The 21,927-nt window shown below is 46.2% G+C and carries 17 protein-coding genes and 1 other RNA gene; 11 read left to right on the forward strand and 7 right to left on the reverse strand.

The window, feature by feature from the left end; translation table 11 throughout:
- Positions 1-7 precede the first annotated feature (7 nt).
- From ICN10_RS07935 to trxA, 3 genes are all read right to left on the reverse strand, one after another.
- Positions 8-355, reverse strand: a complete 348-nt coding sequence (locus ICN10_RS07935) for a type B 50S ribosomal protein L31 (protein ID WP_068321059.1) — start codon at positions 353-355, stop codon at positions 8-10.
- 155 nt (positions 356-510) lie between these two features.
- Positions 511-1,773 carry a transcription termination factor Rho gene (rho, locus tag ICN10_RS07940; protein WP_068321061.1) on the reverse strand — a complete coding sequence of 421 codons (1,263 nt, stop codon included), beginning with the start codon at positions 1,771-1,773 and terminating at the stop codon, positions 511-513.
- 257 nt (positions 1,774-2,030) lie between these two features.
- On the reverse strand, positions 2,031-2,357 hold the full coding sequence (gene trxA, locus ICN10_RS07945) for a thioredoxin TrxA (RefSeq protein WP_068321063.1): 327 nt from the start codon (positions 2,355-2,357) through the stop codon (positions 2,031-2,033).
- Positions 2,358-2,466: 109 nt separating this feature from the next.
- On the opposite strand from trxA, the gene ICN10_RS07950 reads away from it, so the two are divergent.
- Together ICN10_RS07950 and ICN10_RS07955 are read left to right on the forward strand one after the other, a co-directional pair.
- Positions 2,467-5,472 carry a PD-(D/E)XK nuclease family protein gene (locus ICN10_RS07950; protein ID WP_216214412.1) on the forward strand — a complete coding sequence of 1,002 codons (3,006 nt, stop codon included), beginning with the start codon at positions 2,467-2,469 and terminating at the stop codon, positions 5,470-5,472.
- Positions 5,469-8,984: a UvrD-helicase domain-containing protein gene (locus tag ICN10_RS07955; protein ID WP_370626202.1), complete on the forward strand. Its 3,516-nt coding sequence runs from the start codon at positions 5,469-5,471 to the stop codon at positions 8,982-8,984. Before ICN10_RS07950 ends, ICN10_RS07955 begins: the two co-directional genes overlap by 4 nt.
- Positions 8,985-9,228: 244 nt before the next feature.
- On the opposite strand, the gene ICN10_RS07960 is transcribed toward ICN10_RS07955, so the two are convergent.
- Entirely contained in the window at positions 9,229-10,203 is a 975-nt protein-coding gene (locus tag ICN10_RS07960; protein ID WP_216214415.1) for a tripartite tricarboxylate transporter substrate binding protein, read from the reverse strand.
- Positions 10,200-11,267, reverse strand: coding sequence for a tartrate dehydrogenase (locus ICN10_RS07965; protein ID WP_216214416.1), 1,068 nt, complete (start codon positions 11,265-11,267; stop codon positions 10,200-10,202). Before ICN10_RS07965 ends, ICN10_RS07960 begins: the two co-directional genes overlap by 4 nt.
- A gap of 219 nt (positions 11,268-11,486) precedes the next feature.
- Between ICN10_RS07965 and ICN10_RS07970 the strand changes: the two genes are divergently transcribed.
- From ICN10_RS07970 to ICN10_RS07980, 3 genes are all read left to right on the forward strand, one after another.
- Entirely contained in the window at positions 11,487-11,987 is a 501-nt protein-coding gene (locus ICN10_RS07970) for a LexA family transcriptional regulator (protein WP_216214417.1), read from the forward strand.
- A gap of 1 nt (position 11,988) precedes the next feature.
- The gene (locus ICN10_RS07975) at positions 11,989-13,314 is read left to right on the forward strand and encodes a Y-family DNA polymerase (RefSeq protein WP_216214418.1); all 1,326 of its coding nucleotides are present in this window, start codon (positions 11,989-11,991) and stop codon (positions 13,312-13,314) included.
- Positions 13,315-13,377: 63 nt separating this feature from the next.
- The gene (locus tag ICN10_RS07980) at positions 13,378-13,521 is read left to right on the forward strand and encodes a hypothetical protein (RefSeq protein WP_216214419.1); all 144 of its coding nucleotides are present in this window, start codon (positions 13,378-13,380) and stop codon (positions 13,519-13,521) included.
- 67 nt (positions 13,522-13,588) lie between these two features.
- Here the strand turns inward: ICN10_RS07980 and ICN10_RS07985 are convergent, their stop codons facing one another.
- A complete protein-coding gene (locus tag ICN10_RS07985; protein WP_216214420.1) occupies positions 13,589-14,248 on the reverse strand; it encodes a putative quorum-sensing-regulated virulence factor in 660 nt (219 codons plus the stop codon).
- A 338-nt stretch (positions 14,249-14,586) separates the two neighbouring features.
- Here ICN10_RS07985 and ICN10_RS07990 point away from each other — a divergent pair, with 338 nt between their 5' ends.
- Complete coding sequence (locus ICN10_RS07990; RefSeq protein WP_216214421.1) at positions 14,587-15,696, forward strand: linear amide C-N hydrolase; 1,110 nt, start codon at positions 14,587-14,589, stop codon at positions 15,694-15,696.
- 6 nt (positions 15,697-15,702) lie between these two features.
- Here ICN10_RS07990 and ffs read toward each other — a convergent pair.
- Positions 15,703-15,801: signal recognition particle sRNA small type (gene ffs / locus ICN10_RS07995), an RNA gene on the reverse strand.
- Positions 15,802-15,833: 32 nt separating this feature from the next.
- Between ffs and dnaX the strand changes: the two genes are divergently transcribed.
- The 5 genes from dnaX (at position 15,834) to ICN10_RS08020 (ending at position 21,918) form a co-directional block, all read left to right on the forward strand.
- The gene (gene dnaX / locus ICN10_RS08000; protein ID WP_216214422.1) at positions 15,834-17,495 is read left to right on the forward strand and encodes a DNA polymerase III subunit gamma/tau; all 1,662 of its coding nucleotides are present in this window, start codon (positions 15,834-15,836) and stop codon (positions 17,493-17,495) included.
- Positions 17,496-17,560: 65 nt separating this feature from the next.
- Positions 17,561-17,884 carry a YbaB/EbfC family nucleoid-associated protein gene (locus ICN10_RS08005; protein WP_216214425.1) on the forward strand — a complete coding sequence of 108 codons (324 nt, stop codon included), beginning with the start codon at positions 17,561-17,563 and terminating at the stop codon, positions 17,882-17,884.
- A 24-nt stretch (positions 17,885-17,908) separates the two neighbouring features.
- Complete coding sequence (recR, locus tag ICN10_RS08010; protein WP_215349117.1) at positions 17,909-18,523, forward strand: recombination mediator RecR; 615 nt, start codon at positions 17,909-17,911, stop codon at positions 18,521-18,523.
- A 243-nt stretch (positions 18,524-18,766) separates the two neighbouring features.
- Positions 18,767-20,182, forward strand: coding sequence for a carbohydrate porin (locus ICN10_RS08015; protein WP_216214427.1), 1,416 nt, complete (start codon positions 18,767-18,769; stop codon positions 20,180-20,182).
- A gap of 185 nt (positions 20,183-20,367) precedes the next feature.
- Positions 20,368-21,918, forward strand: a complete 1,551-nt coding sequence (locus ICN10_RS08020; protein WP_216214429.1) for a TolC family protein — start codon at positions 20,368-20,370, stop codon at positions 21,916-21,918.
- Positions 21,919-21,927: the final 9 nt, after the last annotated feature.

Consider the following 21,927-nt stretch of genomic DNA (forward strand, 5'->3'; position numbering starts at 1 on the left):
AAGTGTATTAAGCCTTCTTCTTAGCTGGCTTTTCAGCAGCTTTAGCTTCTGCAGCAGCAGCTTTTTTCTCAGCTGTTTTAGCAGCGCCATCACCGGATGCCTTAGCAACAGCCTTGGTACCGAATTTCTGACGGAATTTCTCAACACGACCAGCGGTATCCATAATTTTCTGGGTACCAGTGTAGAAAGGGTGTGATTCAGATGAAGTCTCGATCTTGGCCAATGGATATTCATTGCCATCTTCCCACTTAATGGTCTCTTTAGTAGCCATTGTGGAGCGAGTCTTGAAGCTGAAGTTATTAGAAACGTCTACAAAGACGATTTCACGATATTCGGGGTGAATGCCAGGTTTCATTATGAGTCCTATGAGCGGGTAGCCGTTTGAGCCAAATTGACTTAAATACTTTCCCAGGTTTTAAAAGCAGTAAAGGCGAAATTATGCCATGAAATCAACAACAAAGCGCATTTTGGAGGTCCAAAAAGGGCTAAAAAGCCCTCTGGACCCCTAAATTAGCCTCCGCGACGCATTAAGTCGAAGAATTCGCCATTATTTTTGGTGGATTTGAGCTTATCGACGATGAAGTTCATCGCCTCGATATCGTCCATATCGGCCAGTAATTTACGCAATACCCAGATCTTCTGGAGGTTTTCAGCTTTAACCAGCAACTCTTCACGGCGGGTGCCAGATTTATTGAGGTTAATAGATGGATAAACACGACGCTCAGCCAAACGACGCTCAAGGTGAACTTCCATATTGCCGGTACCTTTGAACTCTTCATAGATGAGGTCATCCATGCGGCTACCAGTTTCAATCAGGGCGGTAGCGATGATGGTCAATGAACCACCTTCTTCAATATTACGTGCGGCACCGAAGAAGCGCTTAGGGCGTTGCAATGCATTTGCGTCCACACCACCAGAAAGTACTTTGCCTGATGAAGGAACTACCGTGTTGTATGCGCGAGCAAGACGAGTGATCGAGTCAAGCAAGATGATCACATCTTTACCCATCTCTACTAAACGTTTTGCTTTTTCAATCACCATCTCGGCAACTTGAACGTGACGCACAGCTGGCTCATCAAAAGTAGAAGCAACTACCTCACCGCGAACGGAGCGTTGCATTTCAGTAACTTCTTCAGGGCGCTCGTCAACGAGCAACACGATGAGAATGGCGTCGGGATTGTTTGCAGAGATTGCGTGTGCAATGTGCTGCATCATCACGGTCTTACCGGATTTCGGTGACGCTACGATCAAGCCACGTTGGCCGTAACCAATAGGGGAGATCATATCGATAATGCGGCCAGTTAAATTCTCTTCCGCCTTGATATCACGCTCTAGACTGATCACGCGATTCGGATGCAAAGGCGTTAAGTTCTCGAACATGATGCGGTTCTTGAGGGCTTCTGGAGCCAAACCGTTGATCTTGTCGACCTTTACCAATGCAAAGTAACGCTCACCATCTTTAGGTGTACGCACTTCACCTTCAACGCTGTCACCAGTGTGCAAGTTAAAGCGGCGGATCTGCGCAGGAGAAATGTAGATGTCATCTGGAGAAGCCATGTAAGAGGCTTCAGGTGAGCGCAAGAAACCAAAGCCATCAGGCAATACTTCCAAAGTGCCGTCGCCGAATACTGTTTCACCAGCCTTCGCACGTTTTTTCAGAATGGCAAACATCAATTCTTGTTTACGCATCCGTTGTGTGTTTTCAATCTCCAAGCTAGCTGCCATTTCTAGCAGAGCGGATACGTGGAGGACTTTGAGTTCAGTTAATTGCATGTGGTTCTCGGGTGTAAATAAAAGGGGAAATCAGAATGGGATGGATTTGTTTTGAGGTATCGCTGCGCTGATCAAGATCACGCAGATGTGGAAAAACAGAATTTTGGAATTTGCTAAAGAAGGGGGAGGTAAATTGCTGGAAATCGGGGCACTGATTAGTGCGTTTGAGTAATACTACACTAAAACACGGGTCTGATAACTACGGTAAATCGGTAAAAACCACAGGCTCAGCTGGTGAACCTGTGGTCTGAGACTATTTACAGATGACTATCAATAAATGCAGTCAACTGAGATTTGGCCAAAGCGCCTACTTTTTGAGCAGCCACGGTGCCATTTTTGAAGAGGATCAGGGTAGGAATGCCGCGAATATTGAACTGGGCAGGTACGCCTTGGTTCTCATCCACGTTCATTTTTGCGATCTGTAGCTTATCGCCGTATTCGCCAGCGAGCTCTTCCAGAATCGGACCAATCATTTTGCAAGGACCACACCACTCAGCCCAGAAGTCGAGCAGAACAGGTTTATCGGACTTGAGGACGTCTTGTTCGAAAGAGGCGTCAGTTACATATTTAATGCCGGCACTCATGAAAATTCCTTATTTAGACTTATTTAGCGAGTTATTTAATTATGTCGTTACAACGCTTATATTAGCAATAAGCGGAACGTTCTGCTCAAAATAGATAAATACACACTTCATGTCTCAGTCTTTCCCAACCATTTCTGACCAAAAGCAGCCGCAAGCTTGGGCAATCACGCCTAATAGCCAAGCGCTTGCCCAATTGGCAAAAGGCATCTGGGATTGTGCAGTGCAAACCAATCAGCGCCCCTTAGTGGTGCTCAGCACCGCAGGGCCTCTGGTTGGGGTGAGGGCAGCTTTAGAGCAAAACCGACCCAAAGACTTACCAAGCAGTATTGCCTTCTTGCCCCAAGTCATTAGTTTTACGGATTGGCTAGAAGCAGCACCAGGCGCATGGAAATTTCCAAAGAAGCAAACAGATTTAGAGAGATGGTTATCGGTGTTTGTCAATTTGCGCAAACACAAAACCTTGCAAGCATGGTTCAAAGTAGAAAGCGAAGCGGGTGCATGGGGATTGGCGCAAGCAGTGATCGATGCGTGCGACACGTTATCTGAGGCAGTTATTCCGCAATTGCAGAGCGATTTAAATGAATTGCTGCAGACGCATGCCTTGGATACAGAGACTTGGCTGAAAAAAGTAGAGCTTGTTTTAGATCAGGCGATTGCTAAAGCTTATGTAGGACTCTCGCGCAATGTTGTAGATGAAGAGTCTGCAGTACTACTCACTTTCTGGCGTTATTTAAGCAGCGTTGGCGACCCAGTGATACGCAAACATTTGGCAATGGCTGCACATATGCAATTGGCAAATTCCAATGCGGAAAAACAGCATAGCAATGTGCGTCCATTCATTTGGGTGCAGACGGCGGATCCGAAGCCGGTAGATCAAGAGTTAATTGATCGCTACCTTAATGAATATGCTCAATATGCTCCAGTGGTGCGCGTAGATTTAGACTGGAATTCAGTGGCTCTGTGGTCTGAGGCGCTTTGTGGGCTTGATGCAGAGGGACATATCGCATCTGCAAACCCTGTAGAAGATTCTCAAGTGAGTAGCAATATTCAAGCCAATAGAAATGATGCTTGGCGCTTGCTGGCAGCAAGACGCTTTGAAGAGTTAGCATGGGCTGCAACGAAATCGATTGAGTCTCATCTTATTGCTGGCAAGAAAAATATTGCCCTGGTTGCACAGGATCGTTTAGCAGCTCGAAGGGCGCGCGCTTTATTAAGTCGCCTAGGCAGCGCACTGCGAATCCGGGATGAAACCGGTTGGAAGTTATCTACCACTAGAGCGGCAGCTGCATTTGATAGTTGGCTTGAGTTGATACGTGCACCCAAAGAGGGGCCTAGCGCGAGTGCGCTATTAGAGTTTTTGCAAAACCCTTATTTTGATCTTCCATATAGCCTGAATAAACCCCCTGAGGCATGCATCGGTCTGCTTGCTCAACTTGAAGATATTTTGATTGCGAGTCAGGCCAAGTCTGGGTGGGAAACTTTTCTCATAGCGATTGAGCGAGCAAATAAGTATGCTGCGTCAAATGGCGGCTCGCCCAACGAGCATTTAATCGACCTCATTAAGTTTGTAAGACGCCTCCACGTCGCTTGGCAGCACTTATCGGTGGATTGTTCTAGTGCATACGATCTTTTGCAGAAAAACCTAATAGAGACCGGTATGGCAGGGCGCCTAGAGAGCGATGCTGCTGGTAAGCAGCTGTTAGAAGTTCTCAATAGTTTTAATCTCAGTAGTGGCGTCTATAGCAATCTGAAGATGCGCCTACCGGAGTGGTTGAGCTTGCTAAAAACTGTTATCGAAGAAGCAACTTATGAGGAAACTGGTAAAGAGGCGCAAGCAACCCTGAGTATCTTACCTCTGAGCTCAACACGCTTACGACAATTTGATGCAGTAGTGTTAATTGGGTGTGATGAGCAGCAGCTACCAGCATTTTCTGAGCCCCCATTATTTTTCTCGGACACACTGAACCGCTATCTCAAGTCTTCTACAGTTGCAGCTCAGTACGTACAGCAGGCTAGAGACCTCTCTCAGTTGCTGGTCTCCTGTAAGCAAGTAGATCTTCTCTGGCAAAGTAAAAGTAAAAGTGGTGAACCTCTACGTCCATCGGCATGGATTCAGCGTTTACAGACCCAATTAAAAGACTGGAAAGCGATAGAGGTGAAGCCGGAGACGTATGAAGGCAAATCTCAACCACTGCAAATGTCGGTGAGCGTGCCTGATAAAGATTTAGCGATTCCGGTAACGGTCTCGCCCAGCGCCTATAAGGCTTTGCGGGATTGTCCCTACCGCTATTACGTTAGCAGCTTATTGGGATTGCGTAAGGCAAAAGAATTCGAAGAAGGCTTTGATGCCTCCCTTGCGGGTCAAACTTTGCATGCTTTGCTCAAAACCTTTTTTCAAGCGCTGAAAACTGAGGATGAAAAATCTCACTCACCTATTCATGACGGTGCAGATGAGCGTCGTCAATGGATGATCGAGCATTTAATGAAATGCTCTGAAAACGAGTTTGAGCGCCTCATCGCAGGCGACGCAAGAGTGCTTGGAACCCTAAGGGATTGGCAAAAACAAATTCCTAGTTTTGTGGATTGGCAAATTCAAAGAGAAAGCGAGGGCTGGCGTTATCACGATGCCGAGCTAACGGTTGGCTTTACATTAAGTTTGAGTGATCCCGATGGCGTGCAAAGAGATATCCGTATTGCAGGACGTGCTGATCGATTTGATATTCATCAATTTGATGGCACTGCGGCCGCAGTGATTGACTATAAAAATCAAAAGATGAAAAAGATCGTGGATCGTGCCGAGAATCTCTTGGATGATCCGCAGCTCTTAATTTATGCCCGCGCTGCCAGTGAAAACGCGGTTGCAGCTCATATCCCAGGTCGTATGGTGGGGCAGGCTGAATGGGTAAGTCTCAGGGCTGACTTGGATAAAGGCGAAGATAAAAGTGTCCGGGCGCATGCAGTAGAAAACATGCCGGAACTGATGGCAGAGTTTTCAGAGCAGATCACCCAAGATTTAAATACCTTATGGGCACGTAAGCCTATGCAAGCATTTGCACCGGATAGCGTATGTCAATACTGTGAAGCTAGAGGCATTTGCAGAAAGGGGATGTGGTGAGCGAAGAGTTCAATTATTCCCTGGCCTGTAATCCAGAAAGATCTGTAATCGTCTCTGCTTGTGCAGGTAGCGGCAAAACTTGGCTATTGGTGGCTCGTATGATCAGGTTGTTGTTAGCCGGCGCAAAGCCCCAAGAGATCTTGGCGTTGACCTTTACGCGTAAAGCCGCACAAGAAATGCGTGATCGCCTCTACGGTTTATTGGAAGAGTTTTCCACTGCAGATGACGTAACGCTTACACATGAATTACAAATGAGAGGGCTAACGAAAGAAGAGGCTATTCAATTGTTACCCCAGGCTAGAGCCTTATACATCAAGGTTCTATCTAGCCCGCAGGCTATCGTGATTGATACCTTTCATGGTTGGTTTGGGCGTTTGCTTGGTGCAGCTCCCGTATCTGCAGAGGTACAGCCTGGCTTTAATCTGCGAGAGGATGCTAAGCGCCTACAAGAAGAGTGCATGGGTGATTGGTGGGGCAATCTGCCAGAGGATTTAAAAAAGCACTATGACGTATTGCTGGCAGAGTTTGGTGCGAGTGAGACTCAAAAATTTTTGATGGGAAATTACAGTCTCTTTAAACAAAGAGGCGCGTGGACTTTCTTTCAAGACGCTTGTATTGCTAAAAATATTCAGCCAGCAGATTGTTTGGAAAAGATCTTGCCCTACCTAGCCAAGAGCAATCCACTTGAAGTCTTTTGGAAGCTTCCTGGTACCAAAAAAGATCTAGAGATGCTCTATGAGTGTTTTCAAAATGGCACCCCAACCCAAGTAGGTAAAGCAGCGTACTTAAAGCAAGTGATTGAGCATCATGACGCCAATGGCTCGGCGATGGATATCGCCAATGAGTTTCAAGCTTATTTTTTAACTCAAGCACGGACTCCTTTGGCAGACATTGCTAAGACCTCAGCCCCAATGCTTAAGTATCTAAATACAAAGAATATTGATCCCACAGAAATTACGAAGATTCGCAATGGCTGGGTAGATGCTTATCAAGACTTATTTGCCTGGCAAAGCGAACACCTGATTCGCGATCTTAATATCGCATGGTTTGCCATGAGTGAGGCGATGCTTGCCCATATGGAAAAAGCCAAAGAGTCCATGCGTGTGCGGGACTTTGATGATTTAGAGATTGGTGTGAGTCAATTAATGGCTAGCTCTGCCAATGCCTCTTATTTGCAGGCTCGCTTGGATGCAAAGTACAAACATATTCTGATCGACGAGTTTCAGGATACCAACCCATTGCAATGGCAAATATTGCGCTCATGGTTAGATGGTTATGGCGATGATGGTTCAATGCCAAGCGTCTTTATTGTTGGCGATCCTAAGCAATCGATTTATCGTTTCCGCCGTGCCGATCCAAGACTATTTGATAGCGCTAGAGATTTTCTGGTGAGAAAGTTAAATGCGGCTGCCTTATCGCAAAATACCACCCGCAGAAATGCACCGGCCATTAATGATGCGGTGAATGGGGTGTTCTTGGCAGGTGTCTTGCCGGAGAGCTATCAATATGCCAAGCAAGCTACAGCCTGGAAGCCTTTGCAACAGGGCTTACCAGCGGAAGCCTATGCAGTAGATGGTGAGACAAAATTATTACCCCTCATTGAGCGAGTGGAGAACGAGCAGCCAGAACGTTATGGCTCAGCTTTTGATGTTGCGATTCGAGATTCTGGTCAAACTAGTGATGTTCAGCAGCGCTATGAAGAGGGCAAGCAAGTTAGTCGATTAATTCATCATGTAATTGCAACACGCCAGGTGATGGATAAAAAAGACGGCAAAGATTATTGGCGCCCTGCAAGAGCAAGTGACTTTATCTTGCTGGTAAAGCGTCGTAAATATTTGCCGCAGTTTGAAAGAGCTCTTCGTGAAGCGGGCTTAGCTTATGACAGTACTCGCTTGGGTGGTCTTCTCAATACATTAGAAATCGATGACCTTATTGCATTGCTAACAGTATTGGTTTCTCCTCGCCATGATTTGCCGTTGGCCCAGATTCTGCGTAGTCCAATCTTTAGTTTTACCGAGCAGCAGATGCAAGAACTCAGTATGAGTATTGGCGGCAATGGCCAAGGTTATCGCTCCTGGTGGGATGCATTACAAGCTAGTCAAAACCCGCAAACCCAGAAGGCGGCAAGGTATTTAGAGCATTGGCGTGGGTTAGGCGAGGCATTACCAGTTCATGATTTACTGGATTTGATTTATCACGAGAGTAATTTGCGAGTGAGTTATGCCGTTGCCGCTCAAAATCTAGCCAGGGCGCAAGTCTTGGCGAATCTAGATGCTTTTCTGGAGCTCGCCTTAAATCAGGATGGTGGTCGCTATCCAAGCTTAAGTCGCTTCATTGATGAGATGAACGCAATGCGTCGTGGCGATGATGATGAAACGCCGGATGAGGGTGATGTTGAAGCCGAAGCAAATGAAGATATTGGTGAAGTTGATGAGCAAAGCGAGATGTCGGAGGAGGATCGTCATCAGCGTGTACGTTTAATGACAATACATGGGGCTAAAGGTTTGGAGTCACCTTTTGTCATCATGCTTGATGCAAACAATACGGAGTGGCGTGCACCGCATCGAGGTGTTCTATTAGATTGGTCGCCAGAGCATGACAGCCCGACGCATCTCTCTTTGTATACCTCCAAGACGCTCACAGGCGAGCGTAGCCTCATCTTCAAAAAAGAGAATGAAGTTAGTCAGAATGAAAATTGGAATCTCCTCTACGTTGCTATGACTAGAGCTAAGCAGGGTCTATGGCTGAGCGGCGCTGCTAGCAGTAGCAAGACTGGGCTGAATGAGCGCTCTTGGTACGGTAGAGCCCTGGCTGCAGGTGTTCCTGTACTAGATATGAATACGCCTGACTTTAAAGATATGCCACTAGAGCAGCGCGATATGCAGTTAGAGCTTGGAAGTGGGCCATTTAAGATTGATCACTTTCAGATTGCATGGGATCAAGCTAAGAGCAACCATCAAGACTCAATTGCAAAGATTGAGAGTGGAGTCCTAGCGAAGGAGCTTGCAGAAAGAGTCTTAGAACAAGCCAAAGCAGAGCCTGACCCAGAAATTCTGGAAGAGGGTACAAACTTTCATAAGTTGCTTGAGTTCCTTACTCCAGACTCTAGCAATCAAGCAAAGCCACCCGTGCCAAGCGAGCAAGAGCTCATGAATTGGTTGGGTGTGGATGAAGAGCATGCGCAAACACTGTTGACTCGAATCAAAGCAGTCTTGGGCACTCCAGAACTCCAGCGCTATCTGACATCAGGCGAATGGGTTCAAGCCTGGAATGAGCTTGATATCGCTAGCGAAGATGGCAAGAGCTACCGCATGGATCGCTTAGTGGAGCTGGATGATCATTTAGCCATCATCGATTACAAACTCACGATTCCAGAGGTAGGTAGCGAGAAATATGAAAAGTATCGCAAGCAGTTGCAGGGCTACCAAGCTGAACTTGCGCGCATCCGAGAAGACAGGCCAAACAAGGCTTACTTGATTTCATCTAAGGGTGAGATAGTTGAAGTGAAGTAGTGCATAAGGCACTATCATTTAGGTATGGAACGCTTCCCCATCATTGTCGAATTCGTAGAGACTGCTCAGCCTTGGTTTTATCGGGTCAGTATTTATCTATCCAATGCTTTTGTGGATGACCCGGCAATACTCGCTTTTGTTTTTTGCTAAAACAAAAGACGCTCAATAAAAAACCACCGAATGCGGTGGTTTTTTATTTGAAGTTAGGGAAAAAATCAAAACTGTAATAAACAAGATGAAGGATTTACTTAATCATCCCTGCGTTCTTTGCATCATCCATAGCTTGAGCGGTTTTCTCTTTGATAAATGCTGGCATTTTTGCTAAAGGCACATCCACAATGACAAAGCCGGAATCTTCTAGCTTCTTCTTGGTTTCAGGATCGGCATTAAGTTGTGCAAAGTAGTCAGACATTTTTTGTTGGAGCACTAGTGGAGTGGCTTTTGGCACAGCTACGCCGCGGTATGCGCCGTCCACCCAGTTCAAGCCAAGCTCTTTAAAGGTTGGTACATCTGGTAGAGCGGGGTTACGCTTCTCAGTCGCAATCGCCAGCGTACGTACTTTCCCTTTTTGCTGAATCGCTAAAGGTAGATAACCCATAGCGCCATCAACGTGCATGCCAATTAGAGCTGTAATCAAATCACCAGTACCTTTAAATGGTACGTAGTTGATTTTGACGCCCGCTAATTTATTCAGACGCTCAACTGCCATATGGTTTGCGGAGAACTGTGCTGATCCAGCCAAGGACATCTTGCCCGGATCTTTTTTGGCTGCCGCAATAAATTCTTGATAGGTCTTATAAGGGCTATCTGCAGAGACCATCAAAGCATCAGGGGTGTAGTGATAGTAGTAGATCGCATTAATGTCATCAGTCTTGTACTGAATGCCTTCCTGAAGTGGTTGCAAGATCGTATGTGGAATATTGACACCCACCACAGTCGTGCCATCAGCTGGGTAGGTATTAAGTGCACTCCATACCAAAGCGCCGCCTGCACCAGCACGATTCATAACCACCATAGGCTGCTTAAATTTCTTGGCAGAGATATCGGCTTGGTAGCGCGCTACCAAATCAGACTCACCAGCGGGCGGAAAGGGAATGATGTACTGAATTGTTTTATCTGGGAAGGGTTGGGCGCTCGCGCCAGATAACAAACCGAACGAAAGCAAGCAAGCACTCAGCAGGCCGCCAATTAAACCACTTAGTAATTTAAATAACTTCATTTGGAGATCTCCTCAATAACTGCATTAGTAACATCACTCATCATGGCTGTACCACCTAAATCACGGGTGTGTAATTTTGGATTGGCAGTCACTTTTTCAATGGCTGCCATGAGTTTTGCGCCCAGGGCTTTTTCACCCAAGAAGTCGAGCATCATCACTGCTGACCAGAAGGTGCCAATTGGATTGGCAAGCCCTTTACCCATGATGTCAAAAGCAGAACCATGAATCGGTTCAAACATCGATGGATAGCGACGCTCCGGATCTAGGTTGGCTGTTGGTGCAATACCTAGGCTGCCGGCAAGTGCGGCTGCTAAATCACTCAGTACGTCTGCATGCAAGTTGGTTGCAACAATGGTGTCCAAAGATTCGGGGCGATTAACCATGCGCGCAGTAGCGGCATCGACCAACTCTTTATCCCAAGTGACGTCTGGAAAGTCTTTAGCAACGATATTGGCGATCTCGTCCCACATCACCATGCCATGGCGCTGCGCATTGGATTTGGTGATTACGGTAAGGTGCTTACGAGGGCGTGACTGCGCCAACTTAAAGGCGAAGCGCTGGACACGCTCAACACCAACGCGCGTCATGATGCTCATATCAGAGGCAACCTCAATCGGATGACCTTGATGGGCTCTACCGCCTACACCAGAATATTCGCCTTCAGAGTTCTCGCGCACGATCACCCAATCGAGTTGACCTGGTTTGCAGTTACGCAGTGGTGTTTCAATGCCAGGAAGAATGCGAGTAGGGCGCACGTTTGCGTACTGATCAAAGCCTTGGCAGATTTTGAGACGCAAGCCCCATAAAGTAATGTGATCTGGAATATCAGGGTCACCAGCTGAGCCAAACAAGATGGCATCTTTAGAGCGCAAAGGTTCTAAGCCATCATCAGGCATCATGATGCCGTGCTTGCGATAGTAATCTCCACCCCAATCAAAATGCTCGAATTGGAAAGCGACTTCAGGATGTTTTTTGCTTAAGGCATTTAATACCTTTTCGCATTCGGGAATAACCTCTTTACCAATGCCATCGCCCGGAACGGACGCGATCTTATACGTCTTCATGTGTCTCCTACTATTGTTTTTATATGAGCTACTTAAGATGTAACTTCTAGACCTATTATGCAATTCCTCGGGCCCAATGCAAGCATGGGGAACTTGGGGTTTATGGCTAGAGCAGAGGGCAGAAAAGAGGGGGTGGCAGGGGTGTCATAGCCCCAAAACAACAAAAATAGCCCTGTTTTTGCGGTTTTTACATATACTGTATAAACATACAGTATATTAATGACTATGACGCAAGTAATGAACCCCACAAAAGTAACTCTAAGCCAGGCACCACAAGCCTTGGCGGGGCATTTTGCTGCTTATGAGCTTAAGCTCCTGAGTCACCGGATTTCAGCTGGATTCCCCAGTCCAGCAGCAGATTACGCTGAGGATGGCTTGGATTTGAACCATTACCTGGTTCAGAACAAGCCAGCCACCTTCATGTTCACCGTGAAGGGGGATTCGATGTTGGGTGCGGGTATTTGCGACGGCGACAAGGTTGTCGTTGATAAAGCACTTAAACCAAAACACAAAGACATTGTTGTGGCCGTAGTGGATGGTGAATACACCATCAAGCGCCTTTATCAATTGCGTGGTCGTATTGAGCTCCAACCAGAAAACCCCAATTACCAACCCATCACCTTTAACGAGGGTAGTGAGTTGCAGATCTGGGGTGTAGTTGTTGGAGTGGTGCGCAAGTACAGCAATGCCAGTACTAGATACAGCAAAGAGGGCAAGTGAGATGAATCTCCATTCACAAACCACATCCACCTCATCAAATTCGCTCTTTGCACTCGTAGATGTAAATAACTTCTACGTTTCTTGCGAGCGTGTATTTCAGCCTAAGCTAGAAGACGTGCCAATGGTGGTGCTCTCGAATAACGATGGTTGTGCTGTGGCACGTAGCGCTGAAGTTAAAGCGCTTGGCGTGAAGATGGGTACGCCTTGGTTTCAGATGAAGGATCTTGCCAAGAAGCATGGCATCCTGGCTCAATCATCTAACTACACTCTATATGGCGATATGAGTAGCCGGGTGGTTCAAGTACTTAGAACATTTACACCTAACTTAGAGGTCTACAGCATCGATGAGAGCTTCTTGCAAATCGAAACTGTCCTCAAGCAATATCAAGACACCATTGAGTTGGGTCAAAAGATCAAAGAGCAAGTTAAAGACACCACTGGCTTACCGGTTTGTGTAGGCATTGGTGCCAGCAAGACTTTAGCCAAGCTAGCCAATCACTTGGCTAAAAAGCACAAGCAGTTTGCTGGTGTATGCGATGTCAATGCGATGGCCAAAGAAGAGCTCTATCAGTGGATGAGTGAGACTGAAGTGGGTGAGGTTTGGGGTGTTGGTAAGCAGATTGCCAAAAAACTCAAAGCTCAAAATATTCAAAGCGTATTTGATCTCTTGCAAGCTTCACCACAAGCAATGCGTCAGCAGTTTGGTGTAGTCATGGAGCGTCTTTGCTATGAACTGCGTGGCACATCTTGTCTGCAGTTAGAAGAAGTGGCGCCAGCCAAACAACAAATCATTGCCTCGCGTAGCTTTGGTAAACCTGTGACTAGCCAAGCGGAGATTGCGCAGTCGGTTGCCACTCATGTGGCCCGTGCAGCTGAAAAGCTCAGAGCGCAAAACAGTACTACGGGCGCGCTCACAGTATTTATTCAGACCAATCCATTTAAGCAAAACGAACCGCAACACCATCAAAGCGTCACGATTCCACTGGTAGACCCAACAGATAACACACTGACGTTGACGAATGCTGCGCTAGCAGGCTTGAAGCAAATCTATCAAGCGAGCTTTCGCTATAAGAAAGCGGGTGTCATTCTGAATCTGATTAGTGATAAGCCTACAGCCCAGCAATCCTTGTTTGACGATATCGAAACCAAAGGTAAGTCTGCTCATCTCATGAAAGCAGTGGATGAAATCAATACGCGCTTTGGTAATGCGGCCATTAGATCCGCAGCTTCAGGAACCAATAGCACTAAACAAGAGTGGCAAATGAGATCAAACAATCGATCGCCGAACTACACCACCCGCTGGGATGAGCTCCCAGTGGCTAGATAAAGAATTCAGTAACAAATCAATTCATCAGTAAATAACACGTAACAACGCATAAAGGAGAAGCAAATGGACGCATTAAGTAACTTACTAAACAACTTCAACGGAATTTCTCTGGCAGTCATCATGATCTTGTCTTATTGCGCGGTATTGAAAAATACTAAGCGCAACGAAAGTACAAATCAGCAAGTATTTAGTCGCAAGTATCAGTAAAGAACAAGCAGTAGGCCTAGAGGGGGAATAAGGAAATCACGGATTCCTTATTCCCTAGTAAAGGCTGCTACTTGGCTTCTAAGGCTTTGCGCAGATATTCGGAGACATTGTCCTGGCGTAACATCCATTGCTTGTAGTCAGTGGGCATTTGGCTAATCAGTTCACCTTTATGTTTGCCGTAAGGCATCACCTTCGGAATGCGAGCTTTCTCAGACATTTCCCAAAAGGCATCTAAGGAGACTGGGTGCAACTTATTAATAATTTGCCCAACAATCTTGGAGCAAATCCATACATCAGCTAGTGCGCTGTGCGCGTTGCGCAATTGATCTCTAGCGGTATCGCGTTCGAAGTGATAGAGCAGGGCGCTTTGAGTATGGCTATCAAGCTCAGGCCAAAGGCTGCGGGCTAGCGCTAGTGTGCAGATTCTTTTAACTTCAGGTTTGCCAATAGCCACCCAATCAAAATCGATGTTGTGACCAATCAAATATTTAGTGCCAGCAGGTAATCGGAAAGAACTGCTTGCAGGGCAATTAACCAATTCTTCATCCATGATGTGATGTGTAGCAAGAGCGCCCAAGCTAATCGGCTTACCAGGGTTGTAGCGCTGTACCCAAGGATTGCCCACTTCAAATGGATTTAAAGAGCTTACGTCTAATGAAGCGGCTTCAATAATGACGGCATCGTTCTTATCAGTTGCTTCTACATCAAAAATAATGGCTTGGGGCATAGGGACTTTGAAAAGATTACGTGGATCTATTGTGCCTGGTCTACCAACTTACTTACATTTAAATCATCCTAAAACCCTACTCGATCTGATCTGAAGGCACTACGCTGAACTCTTCTATATAGAGGAGGGCTTGCATTGCGAGTGTCAATTGAGTGTTCCCATAAGCAATTACAACTATTTAGAATTTCTTTGGATGCACGAACTGTCCTGGTTTTGCTCATTATTTGGATGATTTGGGGAATTTTCAGGATTCTGAAAATCTTCTAAATAATTGAATTCATTTGCCTAGCTATTCAGTTAGAATTTCCTGAGATATCAGTCTACATAAAGGGAATTACATGAAACATTCATGGACTAGGCAAATTCTTGCTGCTTCAGTTTCTGCCACATTGGCGTTTACACCATTAATTAGCAATGCCTGTACTAGCTTCATGCTCAAGGGTAGTGATGGTGGATCTGTGTATGGTCGGACCATGGAGTTTGGTATGCCACTCAAGTCAGAGCTCATTACTATTCCTAAGAACTACGCATTAAAGGGAATTGGTACTGATGGTCAATATGGTTCTGGTCGTAGCTGGACTACTAAATATGCTGTTGCCGGAATGAATCCATTAGGTCTCCCAGAGTTGGTTGATGGCATGAATGAAAAAGGTTTGATGGGTGGCGTTCTCAATCTTCCAAACAGCGCTCAATACCAAGCAGTTTCTCCTGCTGAGTCAGCGAACAGCATTAACTCAGTTCAAGTTCTCACCTATGCGCTGTCTAATTTTGCAACTGTGGATGAAATTAAAGCAGGCTTGCAGCAGATTAAAGTCAATGGTGCCAAGCTTGCTATCTATGGAAATGGCACCCCACTAGTGCATTACACCTTCCATGACGCTAAAGGCAAAAGCATTGTGGTGGAATACGTTAAAGGCCAATTGACGATTTTTGATAACCCAACCACCGTCATGACCAATGATCCACCGTTTGAGTATCACCTGCGTGATATTGGTAGCTATGTAAATCTTTCTAATATCGAGAAGCCACCACTAAAAATTAATGGTGCGACTTTCAATGCACCTAGCTCAGGCACTGGCTTGCATGGAATGCCTGGTGATTTCTTGAGCACCAGTCGTTTTATTCGTGCACTGTTTTTATCTAACTCAGTACCAACCAGTTTTACAACTGCGCAAATGGGTGATGCTGCTTGGCATATCCTAGGAAGCTTTGATATTCCGCCTGGCTCGGTAACATTGCCAGCAAGCAATCCTTACGGTGGTGGTCTTGGTGGTTACGAAGTAACCGAATGGAGCGTCGTGGCCAACAATAAGAATATGACTTATAGCGTCAAGATGTATGAAAACACCAATATCTATGTATTTGACTTTAAGAAGTTGGATGTCAACGCTAAAGAGATTAAGTCAGTGAAGCTAAATCAACCGAAATTAACGCTTCCGGTTAACTGAAATAGGGTGGATGAGCCAAACCCCCGGCACTGGCAGAAATTGGGTTTGGCTGCTTCGTTCCCGACCTGACCAGGTTATCCAACCCACCATGCGGGGAGGCCCATCCAATTCCATTTTAGCTTGTTAGAATGTAAGACATGACAGCATTGGCATTGGCCCGTTCGTGGCGCCCCAAAACCTTCTCTGAATTAGTCGGTCAAGACCATGTGGTCAAGGCCTTGACCCATGCTTTGGATCAGGGTCGCCTGCACCATGCATGGCTATTTACTGGCACCCGTGGGGTAGGTAAGACCACCATAGCCCGAATTATGGCAAAAGCCCTCAATTGCACGGGATCCGATGGTTCCGGCAAGATGACTTCAGAGCCTTGTGGAAAATGCCCGGCTTGCATGGAAATCGACGCTGGTCGCTTTGTTGACTATATCGAGATGGATGCCGCAAGTAATCGTGGTGTCGACGATATTGCCGCTCTCCTAGAAAAAGCTGCTTACGCACCAAGCAATGGTCGTTACAAGGTTTACATGATTGACGAGGTGCACATGCTCACCAATCATGCCTTTAATGCCATGCTGAAAACTTTGGAAGAACCTCCAGAGCACGTCAAATTTATTTTGGCTACAACCGATCCGCAAAAGATCCCGGTAACTATTTTGTCACGTTGCTTGCAGTTCAATCTCAAGCAAATGCCAGTGCCGCTCATCGTTGAGCATTTAGAAAAAGTACTTGCCTCAGAAAAAGTCGAATACGAAGTCAATGCCTTGCGTGTTCTTGCCAAAGCAGCCCAAGGCTCTATGCGTGATGCCTTATCACTTACAGACCAAGCTATTGCTTATGCCGCCGGTAAAGTGACTGAAGAGTCTGTGCGCGGCATGCTCGGCACATTAGACGATGCCTATCTCATTCGCATTCTGGATTGCTTAATTGCTAAAGATGGCGCAAGCCTTCTCTCTGTTGCAAATGAAATGGGCGAGCGCAGCATGTCTTTCTCATTGGCATTGCAAGATCTATCCAGCTTGTTGCAAAAGATTGCAGCAGCACAAGTTGTTCCAGAGTCTGTATTGGATGATTGGCCAGAAGCGGGCGAGATTCGTCGCTTAGCCACTCAATTAACAAAAGAAGAAGCGCAACTCTTCTATCAAATTACGATTACTAGCCGCCCAGATTTATCGCTTGCACCAGATGAGCAAACTGGTTTTGCCATGACGCTCTTGCGCATGCTGGCGTTTCGTCCAGGCAATGGTGGAGGAGGTAGTTCATCTCCAGCACCATCGGCCCCACCAGTAAATACCACTCGTCCAGCACCTGCTGCACCAGCATCCAGAGCGGCTGCACCAGCGCCTGCTGCTAAAGCAGTTATGCCTGCAGCGGCGCCAGCATCCGCTCCTAGTGCACCAGCTGCCGTAGCTAGCTCAGCAGAACGTCCCGATTGGCATGCATTGATGCGTCAGCTGCCAGTTAAAGGCTTAGTGCAGCAGTTAGCGTTTCAGACGGAGCTGCAAGATTGGAATGATTCAGCGGCTGGAGTGCGTGCAACGATTGTGACGCCAATGCCGCAGCTGGCTTCCGAAGCTTCTGTTGGTCGTTTATGCGATGCACTTACTGCGCACTTTGGTAAGCCGGTGAAGATCGTGATTGAAAAAGGTGAAGTAGAAGGCAAAACCGTTGCAAAGGTTGATGCACAGATTCATCAAGAAAAAAGAATGAACGCCGAGCAAATGATTGCTGCCGATCCTTTTATTCAGCAATTGGAAAAAGAGTTTGGTGCCAAGGTCGTTGGTGGTTCAGTAAAGCCACTTTAATCTGGTCACTCAATACAGCCTCTTTAATTTAAATATCAATACATAAGCACTAAGGAAATAAAGCGATGATGAAAGGTGGACTTGCTGGCCTCATGAAACAGGCTCAGCAGATGCAAGAGAAGATGAAAACTGCGCAAGCCGAATTGGTTGCGTTGGAAGTGACTGGCCAAGCGGCTGGCGGCTTAGTTAAAGTAACGATCTCTGGCAAATACGAACTTAAGCGCGTGCAGATTGATCCAGGCGCAATGGATGATCGCGAGATGTTGGAAGACCTCATCGTGACCGCCTATACAGAAGCATTTAAGCAAGTAGAAGCCGCTAGTGCACAGATGATGTCTGGCGCTACTGCCGGTATGCCAATGCCTCCTGGCTTCAAGTTGCCGTTCTAACTTAATTAGTTAGTTGAATTCTTAATGGCACGCATAGAAGCACCTCAAGATGCACTCGGTCGATTGATCGAGGCTTTGCGCGTGCTTCCTGGAGTAGGCCCTAAGTCCGCTCAGCGTATGGCGTTCTATCTTTTGCAGCATGATCGCAATGGCGCAGCTGTACTAGCTCAGTCATTAGGCGAAGCGGTTGAAACGGTAGGGCACTGCGCTCGTTGCAATACATTTTCAGAAACACAGATTTGCAGCACATGCTCTGATGAGCGTCGTGACCCATCACTTCTTTGTATTGTGGAAACTCCAGCTGATCAAGTCATGGTGGAGCAGACTCTCAGCTTTAAAGGCAATTACTTTGTACTGATGGGCCGTCTGTCGCCACTCGATGGCATGGGTCCAAATGAAATCGGCTTTGATCGTCTACTCAATCGTATTGAGACTCCTGATACCGGTGTGCCCATTCGGGAAGTAGTCTTGGCCACCAACTTCACCAGTGAGGGCGAAGCAACTGCCCATTACATTGGTGAGGTTCTCAAATCTAAAGGCATTAAGGTGACTCGCATTGCGCGCGGCATTCCAGTGGGCGGTGAACTTGAGTATGTTGATGCCGGCACACTAGCTCGTGCCTTAATGGATCGCCGTTAATTCTGTTCAATCTAGGTGGTAAGTTGTTTTGAGGGCACACCTAAAGCCCAATTCAAGCCCAAGCCATCAATAATCCTTTATCAATCCGTCATTGCTACGTCATAAAGACTAGGTAAATTACCTCTTTTTGGGGATAATTTGGTCTGCGCCACCCTTGGGCTTCAATCCCAAGCTGTGTTTGCCTCGTTTTCCTATCGGCATGTTGCTAATGCATAGCACTGGCATCCCAACTAGAAATTGTGAATGACCCGCAAGATTTATCTACTCCTCCTGTTGAGCATGATTTGCACGTTTTTCGGAGCAACTGCATTTGCGCAGAAGGCGGGATCTGGCTCGGATCAAATTGCGAGTTTTGCATCGCCTATTGATGATCTGCCAACCGAAGGAACGCTTTTTGGTTTGCCTGTAAATATTCACGGTCAAACAACCTATATCAATCAGCGTTACAGCAATTTCACATCCAGCTACTCTGGAGAAAATAGCCTTTCTTCATCGAAGTCGATGAGCTATACCTGGTCAGGCACTCTATTTTTTGGTGCACGCTTAGCCCCAAACACAGATATCTATTTCAATCCAGAGGTGGTATCTGGCGTGCCATTTTCTGATTTAGTTGGTCTTGGCGGATTTTCTAACGGTGAGGCGACAAAAGCAGCTGGCCTTAACGCAAAGTTTTATTCTGCTCGCGCATTTCTGCGTCAAACTATTAATCAAGAGGGCGATAAAGTTGTTCTCGAAAACGAAGCCAATCAAATTACACAAACTGTTAGCAGTAATCGTGTTGTAGTTACCGCTGGACAGTTTTCTACTTTAGATATTTTTGACGATAGTAAATACGCCAAAGACCCTCGTATTCAGTTTATGAACTGGGGCAATATGACCTATCTAGCTTATGACTACGCTGCCGACGCACGTGGCTATAGTACTGGCTTGGCGGGTGAATGGTACCTCAGTAATTGGGTTATGAGAGCCTCCCGTATGCTGGCTCCAAAGTCCCCTAATGGCCGTGATCTCAATTGGCAAATATTCAATACCTATGGAGATCAAATTGAAGTAGAGCGTCAACACAATATTGCAGACTTACCGGGTAAGGTGAGCGTGCTTGCTTATCGTAATCGAATGATTCTGGCGCGTTTTCAGGATGCAACAAATTATGTGGTTACTAATAACGCCCAAGGTACACAAGCAATTGATAATGTACGAACTAACTATCAATACAAAACCGGTGTTGGTATTAATGGCGAACAGGCTTTAACAAAAGACTTAGGCATCTATGGTCGCGCCTTCACTTCTGATGGTCATACTGAAACGATGTCGTTTACTGAGGCGGATAACTCCATATCAGTAGGCATGGGATTGAATGGCACAAGTTGGAGTCGACCTAAAGATACGATTGGCATCTCGATGATGCAAAACGGTTTATCCAGTTATCGCAAAAACTATTTGCAATCTGGCGGCGTGTCTTACTTTATTGGCGACTATGCTGGTCCTGGTCAGACAATTTCTTATCGCCCAGAGCGAATCGGAGAGGTGTATTACAACGCCACTGTGATCAAGAATGTCTTGGCTGGTTTGAATTTTCAGCACATCAATAATCCCGCCTACAACGCTGCTCGCGGCCCGGTGAATATCCTATCTTTTAGGATTCATGCCGAGTTTTAAGGGTTTTGCTGACATTAGTGATAATTTTTATCTTTAAAATCAATAAGTTAGAGAATCCAAATATTTAGACTTTTGACTTTTGTCACCTATAATTCATAAAACCCCCTTAAACGGGCATAGATTTGATCTAAATCTGCATCTGGGGCTATAAAAACAGCATTTGATTGATTTAGAGGCAGTGGCATTTGTTGATTCTCGGCAAAAATATAACTAGCGAAGTTAAACCGCTCAAAAGCAAGACATCATTTGCGGTATTCGCTTGCGTTCTTTGTGCCTCAGTCCCTCCATCTTTAGTGTTCGCTCAGACCTCTGTAGGGGAGGCGCCAGCAAGCGTTACAGTTCAGTCCGGTGATACCTCTTTAGCTGCGCCGCCATCGATTGGTGCTCAGTTAGGTGCACAAGATCAAAAGGCGGGTACAAACTCTAAAGCCGCAGAATTATTTGCCCCAGTAACAAAAGCGAATACCCCAAAGATATACGCCAAGCCAATTGCATCAGGCCCGACGGAAATGGATTTGCGTCAGCTATGGAATGAGCTTAAGGTAAATAATCCGCAGCTGTCTTCATTGCGTGAATCCTATTTATCTGCCAAAGCGACTGTTCCGCAAATTAATGCACCAGCGAATCCACAAGTAGGGTTGGTATGGTCTGGTATGCCGGTGAATTCACCGTTTGCATTGGGCGGAGCAAATGCGCCATCACAGCAATATCCCGGTGGCATTAGTAGTAATAACTCTATTTCTGTAGCGCAACCTTTCCAGTTTCCAGGCAAAAAGAGTCTTGCTGCGGATATTGCCGATACCAATGCTGAGGCCTTGTTAGCAAGCTCCGAATCTACTTACTTGCAGTTGGGTGCTCAGCTTTCAACCCTGTACTACAGCGCTTTGTCTTCACAGAAGCAATTGGCGGTTCTAAAGGAATCTGTCATTCGTTTGGAGATGATCAAGAATGTAGCAAAAGCACGTTATGCCAATAACGCTGCTGCCTATGTTGAGTATTTGAACGCCCAAGTAGCACAAAGCGCAGCGCAAGCAGATCAATTCAATGTAGAGCGTCAGCTCAACGTAGCTTTGCATAACATCAACACATTGGTCGGCCGCCACTCTCGTGAAAAATTGGTATTACGTGGCGATGTTCGACGTGCTATGAATGGCGTCCCAACTTTAATTGAATTGGAAGATTACGCCGAAAGTAGTCATCCATCGTTAAAGAGTTCGGCGCTCCAGTTGGATGCAGCTCGCAAAGGTGTGGATTTAGCTAAGAAGGCTTACTTGCCAGACTTTCAGGTGATTGGTTCATCCTACACTCCGCGCGGACCATTCTCAGCAAATAATGGCGCGCTGTTTTATCAGTTTGAATTAGATCTCATTATTCCTCTGTACTTCTTTACTAAGGAAAAGTATGGGGTAGAGCAAGCGCAGCGTAATCAAGCGGCTGCAGAAGCGGGCAACATCTCAAACCGTCAGCAAATCGTCTTAGCTGTAAATACAGCCTATGCCGCTTACGAGCAGGCTAAGAATCAAACCCAGTTTTTAAAAGAGCGCCAAGTACCGCAGGCTGATGCAGCTTACAAGGTAGGTCTGACTCAGTATTCAAATAATGGCCAAGGCTTTAATGATTTATTGACTGCGCAAACACAGCTGCGTAACTTGGAAATTGCATTGGCTCAGGCTGAGAGCAATCTAATGCAAACGCAGGCGGTATTAATGGTGTCAGCGGGTAAAGAACCCTTTTAAGGAGCAGTT

Source organism: Polynucleobacter sp. 86C-FISCH, assembly GCF_018882415.1.
GTDB lineage: Bacteria > Pseudomonadota > Gammaproteobacteria > Burkholderiales > Burkholderiaceae > Polynucleobacter.

Bases quoted from the DNA above. Each gene is read 5' to 3' on its own strand.
- ICN10_RS07935 (WP_068321059.1), bottom strand. From the start codon at position 355: ATGAAACCTGGCATTCACCCCGAATATCGTGAAATCGTCTTTGTAGAC.
- rho (WP_068321061.1), bottom strand. From the start codon at position 1,773: ATGCAATTAACTGAACTCAAAGTCCTCCACGTATCCGCTCTGCTAGAA.
- trxA (WP_068321063.1), bottom strand. From the start codon at position 2,357: ATGAGTGCCGGCATTAAATATGTAACTGACGCCTCTTTCGAACAAGAC.
- ICN10_RS07950 (WP_216214412.1), top strand. From the start codon at position 2,467: ATGTCTCAGTCTTTCCCAACCATTTCTGACCAAAAGCAGCCGCAAGCT.
- ICN10_RS07960 (WP_216214415.1), bottom strand. From the start codon at position 10,203: ATGAAGTTATTTAAATTACTAAGTGGTTTAATTGGCGGCCTGCTGAGT.
- ICN10_RS07965 (WP_216214416.1), bottom strand. From the start codon at position 11,267: ATGAAGACGTATAAGATCGCGTCCGTTCCGGGCGATGGCATTGGTAAA.
- ICN10_RS07970 (WP_216214417.1), top strand. From the start codon at position 11,487: ATGACTATGACGCAAGTAATGAACCCCACAAAAGTAACTCTAAGCCAG.
- ICN10_RS07975 (WP_216214418.1), top strand. From the start codon at position 11,989: ATGAATCTCCATTCACAAACCACATCCACCTCATCAAATTCGCTCTTT.
- ICN10_RS07980 (WP_216214419.1), top strand. From the start codon at position 13,378: ATGGACGCATTAAGTAACTTACTAAACAACTTCAACGGAATTTCTCTG.
- ICN10_RS07985 (WP_216214420.1), bottom strand. From the start codon at position 14,248: ATGCCCCAAGCCATTATTTTTGATGTAGAAGCAACTGATAAGAACGAT.
- ICN10_RS07990 (WP_216214421.1), top strand. From the start codon at position 14,587: ATGAAACATTCATGGACTAGGCAAATTCTTGCTGCTTCAGTTTCTGCC.
- dnaX (WP_216214422.1), top strand. From the start codon at position 15,834: ATGACAGCATTGGCATTGGCCCGTTCGTGGCGCCCCAAAACCTTCTCT.
- ICN10_RS08005 (WP_216214425.1), top strand. From the start codon at position 17,561: ATGATGAAAGGTGGACTTGCTGGCCTCATGAAACAGGCTCAGCAGATG.
- recR (WP_215349117.1), top strand. From the start codon at position 17,909: ATGGCACGCATAGAAGCACCTCAAGATGCACTCGGTCGATTGATCGAG.
- ICN10_RS08015 (WP_216214427.1), top strand. From the start codon at position 18,767: ATGACCCGCAAGATTTATCTACTCCTCCTGTTGAGCATGATTTGCACG.